The organism is Flavobacterium pasteuri, assembly GCF_048286615.1.
Classification (GTDB): domain Bacteria; phylum Bacteroidota; class Bacteroidia; order Flavobacteriales; family Flavobacteriaceae; genus Flavobacterium.
This window is the reverse complement of sequence record NZ_JBLVPN010000009.1, coordinates 116,465-129,359: the sequence shown is the minus strand read 5'-3', so window position 1 is coordinate 129,359 and position 12,895 is coordinate 116,465. Positions and strand designations below refer to the sequence as shown.

Genomic DNA, 12,895 nt, shown 5'->3' with positions numbered 1-12,895 from the left:
TATCCATTTATTCTGCTACTTTATTCTTAACAACTAATCTGAATCCTTCTCCATGGATATTTAAAATTTCCACATCTTCATCAAGTTTTAAATACTTTCTCAATTTAGCGATGTATACATCCATACTTCTTGAAGTAAAATAGTTATCATCTCTCCAGATTTTTGTCAATGCTAATTCTCTTGGCATTAAATCATTTTCGTGAAGAATCAACATTTTCAATAATTCATTCTCTTTTGGAGATAGTTTTATTGGTTCATCATTATTAAAAGTTAAAAAACGAAGTTTTGAATTCAAATGAAATTTACCAATATTAAATTCAAATTGTACTTGCTCTGCTTTAGTATCAGATGATTTTCTTTGGATTATTGCTTTGATTTTCATCAACAATACTTCAGAATCAAAAGGTTTATTCAAGTAATCGTCAGCGCCTGCTTTATATCCTTTCAACACATCTTCTTTCATAGATTTTGCTGTTAAAAATATAATTGGCACTTCATTATTTTTTTCTCTGATTTCTTTAGCCAAAGTATAACCATCTTTGTAAGGCATCATTACATCCAGAATACATAAATCATAAGTATCCTTTTTGAATTTTTCGAATCCTTCCATTCCATTTTTGGCCAAAGTAACATCAAAATCATTTAGCATTAAATAATCTTTCAAAACTGCACCAAAATTAAGGTCATCTTCGACTAGAAGTATTTTTTTATTTACATTTTCCATATTCTAATTTATTAATGGTAATTTTATTATGAAGGTACTCCCTTTTCCCTTTTCACTTTCTACATATACTTGACCGTTATGGTCGTCAACAATTCTTTTTACGTAAGCTAATCCTAACCCGTGACCTTTAACATTATGAATGTCTCCAGTATGCTCTCTGTAGAATTTTTCAAAAATTCTTTTTTGAGCTATTTTACTCATTCCAAGACCACTATCTTTAACTTTGATAATGACCATATCTTTGATATTTTCAGTGAAAATTTCAATTTCTGGAACATTAGGTGAGTATTTTATTGCGTTTTCTAAAATATTTACAATGACATTGGTAAAATGAACATCATTGATTAAAACTGTGGTTCTAATAGCTTTAAAATGACAGGTAATTGTTCCTTGTCTATCTTCTAAAATCAAATTCACATGATCTATTGCATCTTCAATAATCTCATGAATATTATTTGATTCTTTAGTAATATCTAATTCTTTCTTTTCTAATTTAGAAATTCGAAGTACATTTTCTACCTGCGCATGCATGCGTTTATTCTCATCTTTAATCATTTGAAGGTATCGCAAAACCTTCTCTTTATCATCTATTATTTTTGGATTTCTAATCGCATCCAAAGCTAAATTTATAGTTGCAATTGGAGTTTTAAACTCGTGCGTCATATTATTAATGAAATCGTTTTTGATTTCAGAAATTTGACGTTGACGAATTAATTGATTCAATGCACTCGTGTAAGCAATTAAAATAATCAGTGTAAAAACAATAGAAAGAACTGTTATACTAACGAGTTCTGACAATAAAAATTTCTTCTTTAGAGGAAATGTTACTAACAATTGATATTTACTATTCCCTTCATTATCAGTAAAAATAGGAATTGAATAGGTAGCATCTTTATCATATTTAAAATCATTTGATTTAATTTTGGTAGCTAAATTATTGCTGTAAATACCAAATTCAAATCTTGTTTCAATACCATATTCTCCTAATTCTTTTTTAATCAGTTTTTGTAAAACATCACTGGAAACACGTTCTTCAAGTGGCATTGCAGACAAAACATCCTTAGAGGAAATTTCAAAAAGAGCATTGTCTAAAATATCCAGATTGCCTGATTTTTCAATTCTTACATCAGGTATCAAACTTTGACTCACTCCTGATTTATCCATCGAATTATTGTTATAAACTTCAGTTACCCGTTTGGAACTAAAACTCTTAAATTTTTCACTATCAAATTTTTTATCAAAGAACGTTGGTGAAATATTATAATCTTCAGAAATTATACTGTTTGAATATATAATCGTTTTATTTGTTCTTGGATTTTTTTGAACATAATAAAACTCTAATATATCATCCTTTTCAGGTACTTTTCCTGTACTGTCTTTATAATGATTTATTTTATCATAAAAACTGTATGTTTCTTGCTTCTGTATCTTATCTGCAACATTACCAATAACTTGTTTAACATGAAATTTAAACTGCTCATCATTGTTTTTGAATGAAGTATTAAACCAATACACTTGAACAAGAATTATCCCTATTAAGGACAGACTCATCAATAAAACAAGTAATCTAAAAAAAAGTTTATTCATCGAAACAAATTTAGTATTTTAACAATATATTAAATAATAGATTAACCAAACATTAACACCTATAGCACATTTTGTTTAATCTTTAAAATTTTAAGAATTTTAACAACTTCTAATTTTGTAGTTTCTATAGAAGTATTTTCTATGATGAAATCGCTTTTTGAGATGCGTTGTTCATCAGTCCATTGTGCATTTATTCTTTTTAAAACAAGTTCTCGTGTCGTTTTATCACGTTCAATAACTCTCTGAATCCTTGATTCTACTGGTGCTGTGACAGTTATAATCAAATCGCAATTTTTATAACTACCACTTTCAAATAAAATAGCAGCTTCATAAATAACATAAGGAGCTTCAGTATGTTGCAAAAGCCATAGTTCAAAATGTTTTTTTACTGCAGGATGAACAATTTTATTAAGTTTTTCTAATTTTTCAGGGTTATTAAAAACAATTTTGGCTAATTCTTCTCTGTTTAACTTCTCATTTTCAAAAACTGTATCACCAAATACATTTTTAATAGCTTCAGTAATTTCTGCAGATTGCATGATTTTTCTGGCTTCATCATCAGCAATGTACAATGGAATGCCAAATGATTTAAAATAATTTGCAATGGTGGTTTTCCCACTTCCAATACCGCCAGTTAAACCAATTATTTTTGTCATAATTAAACTTTAAAAAATAATTCAGGGAAAGCTTCTTGAGGATTTTGTTTCAAAATGATAATTTTATAAAAGGATTTTATAAAACCGGTTCCGTAACCATAAAATTGTTTCCAAACGGCTATCAATGATAAACACCCAATTTTCAAGCTTTTATTTTGATAAGAAGACACCAAAAACAGTACCAAAAAGTAAACAAAATACAATTGAAGAAGCAAATCAAAATTAAAAAATAGCATCAATAAAAATGAAGTGAAAAACCCAACTATGAATACCGAAGGAAAGAAAAAAGTTAGTTTATTGTATTTTGGATACCAACTATTCAAAATTGGTCGTGCTTTCCCAAATTTATTTACCTGAATTGAAAACTTATCCCAATCAATTCTTCTTTTGTGATATACGAATGCATTAGGAAAAAGTTTAGTCTCAAAACCTAAATTCCACAAACGAATTGATAAATCCGGATCTTCACCAGGATGAATATTTCCAAAACCTTTCGATGCTTCAAAAGCTTTTCTGGACAATCCCATATTAAAACTTCTAGGCTGAAATTTATCTATTTTTTCTGAACCACCTCTAATTCCACCAGTGGTTAAAAAGGAGGTCATTGCAAAATTAATTGCTTTCTGAATATCTGAAAAACTATCCAAAGCTTTATCAGGTCCTCCAAAACAATCTACATAATTCTGTTTTAAAGCTTTATCAACTTCTAATAAATACTCCTTTGGAATAATACAATCCGAATCAAAAATGATAAAATAATCTCCTCTGGCTTTTTTCATACCGTAATTTCGGGAATCCCCAGGTCCTGAATTTTCCTTGTAATAGTAAGATATATCAAGTCTGTCCCCATATTTCTGAGCTACATCTTTACAAGCTATGGAGGAACCATCTTCAATAATAACAATTTCAAAAATTTCGTTATACGTTGAATGAGATAAACTCTCTAAAAGTTCATCAACTTCATCCGGACGATTGTAAACTGGTATAATTAGGGAAAATAACATAAATTGTGAATGTGGTATTAAAGATGTTTTTTAGGCTCAAAAAATTTTAACAAAGATAATCTTTATCCATAAAAAAACCATCAACTATTAATTGATGGTTTTATAAATAATTAATTTAGTAATTGGGATTAAGCAATACTTTCGATCTTTACCAGTTCGTTAGCATCTGTTTTATAATCTACTCCTACAACGTCAAAGCCAAAAAGATTGTAAAAATCTTTTCTGTACCCTTCTAAATCACCTATTTCAGATAAATTTTCAGTTACAGCTTCAATCCACAATTTAGCTACTTTTTCTTGAATATCAGGACGCATTTCTAAATCGTCAATACGGATTCTTCCTTTTTCATCAACCGGAACTTCATTTCCAGTATATAATCTTTCTTGATACAAACGTTGAATTTGTTCGATACAACCTTCGTGAATTCCTTCTTCTTTCATTATTTTATACAACAAAGAAATATACAATGGAATAACCGGAATGGCCGAACTTGCTTGTGTAACCAATGCTTTATTTACCGAAACAAATGCTTTTCCATCAATGTCAGCTAAACTGTCAGTAATGGCAAATGCAGTCGCTTCAAGATGATCTTTCGCACGACCTATTGTTCCTTTTCTATAAACCGCTTCGGTCAATGATGGTCCAATATACGAATAAGCAACAGTTGTAGCCCCTGGAGCCAGTAGATTTTGAGCTTTTAAAGCATCAATCCACATAGCCCAATCTTCACCGCCCATTACAGCAACTGTATTTTCAATATCCTCACCACTACAAGGCTCAATTGAAATCTCTGAAACTTTACCAGAATGAAAATCAACCGTTTTATTGGTAAAAGTACTTCCGATAGGTTTCAAAACAGAACGATGCAAAACGCCTGTAACCGGATGCATACGAACAGGAGAAGCTAAACTATAGATTACTAAGTCCACTTGCCCTAAATCAGCTTTTATAAGATCTAATGTTTGTTGCTTTACTTCATTTGAAAACGCATCTCCATTGATACTTTTTGCATATAAACCCACTTTATGAGCTTCAGTTTCAAAAGCTGCAGAATTATACCAACCTGGAGAAGCTGTTTTACCTTCTGTTGGAGGTTTTTCAAAAAATACACCAATAGTTCCTGCTGCAGATCCAAAAGCACTTGTAATTCTTGAAGCCAAACCAAATCCCGTTGAAGCTCCAATTACCAAAACTTTTTTAGCCCCGTTTATAGGTCCTTTTGATTTAATATATTCTATTTGATTTTTAACATTTTGTTCGCATCCTTTTGGGTGAGATGTCGTACAAATAAATCCTCTCATTCTAGGTTCTATAATCATACTCGTGGTTGTTCGTTTTTTTATTTATTCGTGTAATAGTTTTATCGCTGATGCAAAAATCTTGCTTTTATAAGGAAACAAATATAAAGTAAAAAATTAGTTCAGCAAGGCTTTAGCGTGATTTAAGGCCGAATCAGAAACTACAGTTCCAGATAACATTTGAGCAATTTCTACGACTCTTTCTTCTCCATTTAATAACTTCAATTCAGAGAGAGTATCTTCACCAACAGTTGATTTAAATACTTTGAAATGTGCATTTCCTTTGGCAGCGATTTGTGGTAAATGGGTAATGGCAAAAATTTGCATTTCCTGACTCATTTCCTTCATGATTTCTCCCATTCTAATAGCAATCTCTCCAGAAACACCGGTATCGATTTCATCAAAAATCAAAGTTGGCAATTTGGAATATTGTGCTAATATCGCTTTAACAGCAAGCATAATCCTTGACATTTCTCCACCAGAAGCCACTTTTTTCAATAAACCGAAATCAGTTCCTTTATTAGCCGAGAATAAAAACTGAAGCTCATCTTTTCCATTTTGGAAATATGTTTCAGTAGTCTCAATATCAATATTAAAACGAACATTTGGCATTCCAAGAGTTTCTAAAATAGTAATCAATTTTTGAGATAAAACCGGAATCGAATCCAATCTATTGTTATGAATTGTGGTCGAAAAAGCATCTAATTCAATTGTTTTTTGTTCAATAGAAACAATCAGCGCCGCAATTTCTTCTTCCATATTGCCTAATTTTAAAACTGAATTTTCCAGATTAGCCTGAATTTCTAATAATTCATCTACAGAGGAAACCTGATGTTTCTTTTGTAAATTAAAAATCACCTGAAGCTTTTGACTAATTAAATCCAATTGTTCGGGATCATTAATAAGTTTTTCAGAGCAACGATTCATTTCATTAGAAATATCATCAAACTCAATTGTTACACTTGTAATTCTTTCTAATAAAGAATGATATTCATTCGAAAAAGAGGCGATTTTTTGTAATGAAACCTTGATTTCATTCAAATTATGCATCACACCTATTTGTTCTTCATTGGCAATAGCCAAAGATTTATCAATAGATTCTTTTATAATCTCAACATTATTTAATTTTTCAAAATCAGCCTCAAGAGTTTCTTGCTCGCCAGATTTTAATTGAGTAGCAACTAATTCATCCAGTAAAAAAGTATTGTATTCCTGCTCTTTCTTAGATTCGCTTTGTCTTTTCAGTAGCGAATTCAACTTGGATTTATCTGATTTATAGCTTTTTAAAAGCGACTGATATTCCAAAATTGTTTCTTTATTATTTGCAATTGCATCAATAATTTCGAACTGTACATTTTCATCTGAAAGTTCTTGGGTTTGCTGCTGTGAATGAATATCAATCAAGAACAAGCTTAATTCCTGTAATTCCTGAAGATTTACAGGACTATCATTGATAAAAGCTCTAGATTTTCCCGAAGGCAGAATTTCACGTCTAATTATGGTATCATTTTCATAGTCCAAATCATTTGCTTCAAAAAAAGAAAGCAAATTATACTTAGAAATTTCAAAATGAGCCTCAATGATACACTTTTCTTCTTTGTTTTTTAAAGAAGTCAAGTCGGCTCTTTTCCCTAAAACCAGTCCTAATGCTCCTAAAATTATTGATTTTCCTGCACCCGTTTCTCCTGTGATTGTTGAGAAACCTTTTGAAAAATCGATAGACAATTTTTCTATTAAGGCATAGTTTTTTATCGAAAGTGACGTTATCATTTACTGTATTGTTTTGTGATGTGAAGCTGGAATAGTCTAAAAATTGGAAATCAATTAATATTTCATCAGCATCCATTTACTTGAATTCAAAGGAGAAATTTTATTCAGATTATCGACTAAATCTGAGATTGTAATACTGGGTCCACCAGAAAATATAGAAACTATTTCATCAGATTTAGCATCGAAAAAAACACGTGTTAAAAATGCGTTTGGTCTGGAAGTATTTAGTTTAGCCAAATCGATTAGTGATCCTTTTACTTTTTCTTTGGACGCTTTTAAATCCTGATTCATTACATCCAAACCTACATGATAATCGAGCATGGTTTGACGTATTTGTTTGAATGCCGGGGATAAAATATCATTTATCAAAAAGTAGCGATTTTGGTTCCCATCAGCTTGACTCCATCCTTTAGAACCGCCTTGCTGAGCGACATTCGAGATGTTTTGAGCTATTTCAAAATAAGAATTTCCCGACTCAGAAACAAAAGTATCTGCATCCATTCCTAAAATCATATAACTGTAAAAAGCCAAAACTGAAACTAAATTAGAATCGAATGTAGTAGGACTAAAAATTAGATTTTCAAACTCTATATACCTAAAATTAAAGTCTTTATCATTGTAATTTAATACCGGAGATGAATATGAGGAATTAAAAATAGGTCTTGAAGATTGCACTTGAATGGTTGCCGTAAATTGATCTGAGTTGTTCGAAGAAACAGTAATATACATCGAACAATTAATTTTCTCATTTTGCTTAACCGTTTGTCCCGTCCAATCCGTTTTATTTATAAACTCACTTATGGAAGTTTGCAAGGTTTTAAAAACTTGCTGATTTGTAACACTCAATTTTTGTGAATCAACCGTTACCGTACAGTTTAATTGTTGCGCTTGCGTAAGCCCAAAAGAAAAAAGCAGAAAAAAAATAATTATTTTATTCATCTGTTGATTTATATTATTTCTTAACGGTTAACAATAGTTCAAACACCAAAATTGCGTTTGTATTAATCCGACACCCTATTTGATAAAATGTACTTTCACCTTTTCTAGAATATCATCAGCAACAGCTTCTTTTGATTTTAATTCCATTGGCTCAATATTGAAATTTTTATCAATAAAGGTAACTTTATTGGTTGCTTTCCCAAAACCAGCACCTTGATCTTGAAGCGAATTTAAAACAATCAAATCTAAGTTTTTTTTCTGAATTTTCAAGATTGCATTTTCAATTTCATTTTCTGTTTCTAAAGCAAAACCTATCAAAAACTGATTTTTCTTTTGTTCCCCCAAAGAAGCTAAAATATCCTTCGTTTTTTCGAGTTCTATTGTAAAATCATCAGCCGCTTTTTTTATTTTTTGATGCGCAACATTCTTGGGTTTATAATCTGCAACGGCCGCAGCTGCAATCGCTACATCCACATCAGCATAAAACTGATGACAAGCCACATACATTTCTTCTGCAGACACAACATTAATCACATTTATCAATGGATTTGAAACTTTACAATTTGTAGGTCCCGAAACCAAAATCACCGAAGCACCTAGATTTGCAGCGCTAATCGCTATATCAAAACCCATTTTCCCCGAAGAATGATTTCCTATAAAACGCACAGGATCTATTGCTTCGTATGTGGGACCGGCAGTAATTAATATTTTTTTTCCTTTAAGAGGCAATTTACTGTTTAAATCTGCTTCCAGAAAAGCGATAATGTTTTCAGGTTCCGCCATTCTTCCTTCACCGGATAATCCGCTTGCCAATTCACCGCTTTCAGCAGGAATTATGACATTGCCAAACTGAGTCAGAGAAGAAAAATTAGCAATAGTAGAAGGATGTTTGTACATGTCTAAATCCATTGCAGGAGCAAAATAAACCGGACATTTTGCAGATAAATAAGCCGCAATCAGCAGATTATCACAAGTACCATTTGTCATTTTAGACAAAGTATTTGCAGTTGCTGGAGCAATAACCATCAAATCAGCCCAAAGCGCTAATTCAACATGATTATTCCATTTTTCATTCTCATCGTCTAGATTATAAAAACTGGAATGTACAGGATTTTTGGATAACGTAGATAAGGTAAGAGGAGTTACAAAATCCTTAGAGGCAGGTGTCATTATCACTTGGACATGTGCACCTGCTTTTATGAAAAGTCGTACTAATGTGGCTGTTTTATAGGCTGCAATTCCACCAGAAACTCCAAGTAGAATTTTCTTACCGCTTAAAACTGACATAGTAACTATTATTTATTTGAATCTCTGTGGTAGATTTTTCCGTCTAGCCATTCTTGAACTGCTAAAGCGTGTGGCTTAGGTAGTTTTTCGTAAAATTTTGAAACCTCAATTTGTTCTTTGTTTTCAAAAACTTCTTCAAGACTGTCATTATATGTAGCAAATTCTTCCAATTTCTCAGTCAATTCTTTTTTAATTTCAGAATTGATTTGGTTTGCTCTTTTAGCCATAATGGTTATCGCTTCATACACATTACCAGTAGGTTCTTCAATAACAGTTTTGTTGTATGTTATTGTATTTACTGGAGCATTCGTCTTCTTTAAATCCATGACTTTATTTATTAAATTGTTGTAAATCTTTGTCTATTCGAGCTAACATTTCGTTTGCTACTTGCTTGTATTTAGTATCTGCTTTAAATTTAATCAAGTTCAATTGAGCTCCTTTTGCAACATTTAATCGGTCTTCCATTTTTGATGGAATACTATTAATCGCTAATTGATAGGCTGAATCTAACTTGTAATATAAAGCATCTTCTTTGAATGGAGTTCCCGGATAATCCGCTACAAAATTGTCTAAAGCTACAATTGCTGATTTATAATCCGAAATCGTATTGTATCCTTTAGCATTCTCGTAAACTTTTTGTTCTATTTTCTCACTCAAAACTTTCACAGTTGCATTTGCTTCAGCCAAGAACTGAGAATTAGGATTATTATCAATAAATGTTTGCAATTTATCTAATGCTTTAGTAGTATCTGTTTGATCTAAACTGTAAACTGGAGATAACATAGAATAGCTTTTTGCTCCTAAATAAGTTGCTTCTTCAAGTTTTTCACTTTTAGGATATCCAGAAACAAAGCTTTCAAATTGATATCCTGCCAGGTAATACTGTTTTGTTTTATAATACGATTGAGCAAACATGTAAAACAATTTTTCAGCTTGAGGCTTCCCCCTGTATGCTGGAGCAATTTGTTCAAAAATACGAATCGCTTTGGAATATTTTCCTCCGTCATATAATTTAGTAGCCATTTCAAATTTAATAGCGACATCTTCGGTTTTTAATGCTTTTTGGTATTCACTACAAGAACTGAATAAAGCTACAAGAAGCAATAGAGATATTATTTTTTTCATTTTTTTACTTTTTTTATGATTTATTGGTTGAAACAACCCATAAAATCATACCGAAGTTTCGGTGGCAAATTTAGTTATTAATTTAGCGACTTCAAAATATATTTTTTGTTTAAAAAAAGACTCTTTTTTTATCCTTGTTTATTGACTTTTTTGACAAATTGATCAATTCTTTCTGCTAGCGAATCGTCTACCTTTACTAATGGTAAACGTACTGTGTTTTCTGAAATCCCCATTGATAGAAACACTTGTTTGATTCCCGCTGGATTTCCTTGTTCAAAAATCATATCAATACAATCTGCTAAAAGGTATTGTGATTTGAATGCTTCGTCCACTTTACGATTCAATCCTAATCGAATCATTTCAGAAAATTCTTTAGGAAAACCTTGTCCAATTACAGATATAACGCCTGACCCACCTGCCAAAACCATTGGCAAAGCAATCATATCATCCCCTGAAATTACCAGAAAATCTTTTGGTTTATCTTTTAACAATTGCATCGCTTGAACAATATCACCGGCAGCTTCTTTTATCGCCACGACATTTTCAAAATCATTAGCCAAGCGGATAACAGTTGAAGGCAACATATTGCTGGCCGTTCTTCCTGGAACATTATATAAAATAACCGGAATTGGAGATGCTTCGGATACAGCTTTAAAATGCTGGTAAATACCTTCTTGTGTAGGTTTATTATAATACGGAGAAACCGATAATATTGCTGTAAATGCAGACAAGTCTCTTGTTTTCAACTCTTCTACCACTTTTAAAGTATTGTTTCCTCCTACTCCAAGCACTAATGGCAAACTTCCATTATTAGCTTCGATTATGGTACTAATAACTAATTCTTTTTCGTCTGGAGACAATGTTGCATTTTCGGCAGTTGTACCCAAGACTACAAGATATTCAATTCCTCCGTCGATTGAAAAATTCACAATTCTTTTTAATGCTTCGGTGTCAATTGAAAAATCTTCTTTAAACGGGGTTACAAGAGCAACACCAGTACCTATTAATGATTGCATATTAGATTTATATTTTGTTTAATATTTTTAAATATTTGAATAGCTCACTTACAAAAAGTGTATAATTATCGACATCTGTTTTAATCATAAAATGATTTAATCTTTTGTCTATCGATGAAAAACCAACTTTAAATTGCGCTTTTGAAATATGAGTGATTTTTAATAAAATTGCTTTTTCTATATCGTAATAACTGATTAACAAATCAAATTTTTCAATAATAAAATCAGTTACTTCCGAAGAAGAAATTTCTCCATTCCAATTTAGATGTCCTGAATTAAACTCAGGATATGTTCTCTCTATTGTTTTTTTAACTTTATCTCTGTATACAATTGTTACTATATTTTCCGGTGCAATTCCGTTTGCTATGAGCTGATGAATTAATAATTCCGTTTCAGCAAAACGAGTTGCATCAACAAGTAAACCAATTTTTTTTACAGCATTAACTGACTCAATATTTTTTAAATTTTGAAAGCTTTTTTTTAATGTTTTTTTTACAAAAAAATCCTTTATATAATTCAAAAACATATTACTTTTACTTGATTACAAAATTAATTAATTAAGTCGCATTTAAAATGGTAAATCTAGAAAAGTATAACGATGTTTCTAAACTTTTTGTTATATTCTTAACATTTTTTTTTATTGCTTCCTGCAGCAAACAAAATTACTACGTTACTAAGATAGAAGGCAAACGAATTCCCATCACCGAAAAGGAAATCCAAGTCCCTCAAATTGAAAATTTTATCAAACCTTACAGAGAACACATCAATAAAGATTTAGACAGCGTTCTAGCGTATTGTCCGGAAACATTAGACAAAAGCACTGGCAAATGGCAAACTACAATTGGTAATTTGATGGCTGATGTTACTTTAATGAGAGGAAACACTGTGTTTCAAGCGAGAGAAAAAAAGAACATTGATATTTGCTTACTCAATAGCGGGGGAATTCGTTCCATACTTCCAAAAGGAAATGTAACAGCACGAACGGCTTTTGAAATTATGCCTTTTGAAAATAGTTTGGTCGTAATAGCTTTAAAAGGAGAGCAAATTCTTGAAATGGTCGATTATTTTATCGCCGAAAAAAAACCACATCCGCTGGCTGGAGTAACTTTTACAATTGACAAAAATAATCTTCCAAAAAACATATTAGTACAAGGGAAACCTGTTCAAAAAGAGACTATTTATTATGTAGGAACCAATGATTATTTATCTAATGGTGGTGACAACATGAATTTCTTTAAAAAAGGAACTCAGAAATTTGATTTAGACTATAAACTACGAAATATTCTTATTGATTATTTTAAAGCAGTAGATACAATTCCTGTAATAAATGATATTAGAATTACTGTTGAATAAGTAATTCGAATTTAGAGAACAAAATAGTTTTAGAAAACATAAAGCCATAGCCCCGATTACTTCATATAACTTTTATTCTCATAGGAATTCAGTGAATTTAATTTGAAGTGAAAATTATTTTTCATCGTTTTTCACG

Annotated in this window: 13 protein-coding genes; 1 reads left to right on the top strand and 12 read right to left on the bottom strand. The window is 31.1% G+C overall.

Annotated features, from left to right (window positions below):
- Positions 1-7 precede the first annotated feature (7 nt).
- From ACNQF6_RS13765 to ACNQF6_RS13710, 12 genes are all read right to left on the bottom strand, one after another.
- Positions 8-724, bottom strand: a complete 717-nt coding sequence (locus tag ACNQF6_RS13765) for a response regulator transcription factor (RefSeq protein WP_099715105.1) — start codon at positions 722-724, stop codon at positions 8-10.
- A 3-nt stretch (positions 725-727) separates the two neighbouring features.
- Entirely contained in the window at positions 728-2,311 is a 1,584-nt protein-coding gene (locus ACNQF6_RS13760) for a sensor histidine kinase (RefSeq protein ID WP_417966484.1), read from the bottom strand.
- Positions 2,312-2,370: 59 nt separating this feature from the next.
- Positions 2,371-2,967 (bottom strand): dephospho-CoA kinase, encoded by a 597-nt coding sequence (coaE, locus tag ACNQF6_RS13755; RefSeq protein ID WP_417966483.1) that lies wholly within the window; start codon positions 2,965-2,967, stop codon positions 2,371-2,373.
- A 2-nt stretch (positions 2,968-2,969) separates the two neighbouring features.
- Entirely contained in the window at positions 2,970-3,971 is a 1,002-nt protein-coding gene (locus ACNQF6_RS13750; RefSeq protein WP_417966482.1) for a glycosyltransferase family 2 protein, read from the bottom strand.
- 128 nt (positions 3,972-4,099) lie between these two features.
- Positions 4,100-5,290, bottom strand: coding sequence for an enoyl-ACP reductase FabV (gene fabV, locus ACNQF6_RS13745; protein WP_417966481.1), 1,191 nt, complete (start codon positions 5,288-5,290; stop codon positions 4,100-4,102).
- A 96-nt stretch (positions 5,291-5,386) separates the two neighbouring features.
- Complete coding sequence (recN, locus tag ACNQF6_RS13740; RefSeq protein WP_417966480.1) at positions 5,387-7,039, bottom strand: DNA repair protein RecN; 1,653 nt, start codon at positions 7,037-7,039, stop codon at positions 5,387-5,389.
- Positions 7,040-7,093: 54 nt separating this feature from the next.
- Positions 7,094-7,978, bottom strand: a complete 885-nt coding sequence (gene porD / locus ACNQF6_RS13735; protein WP_417966479.1) for a type IX secretion system protein PorD — start codon at positions 7,976-7,978, stop codon at positions 7,094-7,096.
- 75 nt (positions 7,979-8,053) lie between these two features.
- The gene (gene coaBC / locus ACNQF6_RS13730; protein ID WP_417966478.1) at positions 8,054-9,265 is read right to left on the bottom strand and encodes a bifunctional phosphopantothenoylcysteine decarboxylase/phosphopantothenate--cysteine ligase CoaBC; all 1,212 of its coding nucleotides are present in this window, start codon (positions 9,263-9,265) and stop codon (positions 8,054-8,056) included.
- 8 nt (positions 9,266-9,273) lie between these two features.
- Positions 9,274-9,591: a DNA-directed RNA polymerase subunit omega gene (locus ACNQF6_RS13725; protein ID WP_026709525.1), complete on the bottom strand. Its 318-nt coding sequence runs from the start codon at positions 9,589-9,591 to the stop codon at positions 9,274-9,276.
- A gap of 4 nt (positions 9,592-9,595) precedes the next feature.
- Entirely contained in the window at positions 9,596-10,390 is a 795-nt protein-coding gene (locus ACNQF6_RS13720; RefSeq protein WP_417966477.1) for an outer membrane protein assembly factor BamD, read from the bottom strand.
- Positions 10,391-10,518: 128 nt separating this feature from the next.
- On the bottom strand, positions 10,519-11,406 hold the full coding sequence (gene dapA, locus ACNQF6_RS13715; RefSeq protein ID WP_417966476.1) for a 4-hydroxy-tetrahydrodipicolinate synthase: 888 nt from the start codon (positions 11,404-11,406) through the stop codon (positions 10,519-10,521).
- A gap of 7 nt (positions 11,407-11,413) precedes the next feature.
- Positions 11,414-11,932: a DUF6913 domain-containing protein gene (locus ACNQF6_RS13710; protein WP_417966475.1), complete on the bottom strand. Its 519-nt coding sequence runs from the start codon at positions 11,930-11,932 to the stop codon at positions 11,414-11,416.
- 47 nt (positions 11,933-11,979) lie between these two features.
- Here ACNQF6_RS13710 and ACNQF6_RS13705 point away from each other — a divergent pair, with 47 nt between their 5' ends.
- Complete coding sequence (locus tag ACNQF6_RS13705) at positions 11,980-12,759, top strand: 5'-nucleotidase C-terminal domain-containing protein (protein ID WP_417966474.1); 780 nt, start codon at positions 11,980-11,982, stop codon at positions 12,757-12,759.
- The last annotated feature ends 136 nt before the right edge of the window (positions 12,760-12,895 follow it).

What these genes read in the sequence shown, in the direction of transcription:
- ACNQF6_RS13710 (WP_417966475.1), bottom strand. Translation starts at nt 11,932, where the DNA reads ATGTTTTTGAATTATATAAAGGATTTTTTTGTAAAAAAAACATTAAAA.
- ACNQF6_RS13725 (WP_026709525.1), bottom strand. Translation starts at nt 9,591, where the DNA reads ATGGATTTAAAGAAGACGAATGCTCCAGTAAATACAATAACATACAAC.
- ACNQF6_RS13760 (WP_417966484.1), bottom strand. Translation starts at nt 2,311, where the DNA reads ATGAATAAACTTTTTTTTAGATTACTTGTTTTATTGATGAGTCTGTCC.
- coaE (WP_417966483.1), bottom strand. Translation starts at nt 2,967, where the DNA reads ATGACAAAAATAATTGGTTTAACTGGCGGTATTGGAAGTGGGAAAACC.
- ACNQF6_RS13720 (WP_417966477.1), bottom strand. Translation starts at nt 10,390, where the DNA reads ATGAAAAAAATAATATCTCTATTGCTTCTTGTAGCTTTATTCAGTTCT.
- fabV (WP_417966481.1), bottom strand. Translation starts at nt 5,290, where the DNA reads ATGATTATAGAACCTAGAATGAGAGGATTTATTTGTACGACATCTCAC.
- dapA (WP_417966476.1), bottom strand. Translation starts at nt 11,406, where the DNA reads ATGCAATCATTAATAGGTACTGGTGTTGCTCTTGTAACCCCGTTTAAA.
- ACNQF6_RS13765 (WP_099715105.1), bottom strand. Translation starts at nt 724, where the DNA reads ATGGAAAATGTAAATAAAAAAATACTTCTAGTCGAAGATGACCTTAAT.
- coaBC (WP_417966478.1), bottom strand. Translation starts at nt 9,265, where the DNA reads ATGTCAGTTTTAAGCGGTAAGAAAATTCTACTTGGAGTTTCTGGTGGA.
- ACNQF6_RS13750 (WP_417966482.1), bottom strand. Translation starts at nt 3,971, where the DNA reads ATGTTATTTTCCCTAATTATACCAGTTTACAATCGTCCGGATGAAGTT.
- porD (WP_417966479.1), bottom strand. Translation starts at nt 7,978, where the DNA reads ATGAATAAAATAATTATTTTTTTTCTGCTTTTTTCTTTTGGGCTTACG.
- recN (WP_417966480.1), bottom strand. Translation starts at nt 7,039, where the DNA reads ATGATAACGTCACTTTCGATAAAAAACTATGCCTTAATAGAAAAATTG.
- ACNQF6_RS13705 (WP_417966474.1), top strand. Translation starts at nt 11,980, where the DNA reads ATGGTAAATCTAGAAAAGTATAACGATGTTTCTAAACTTTTTGTTATA.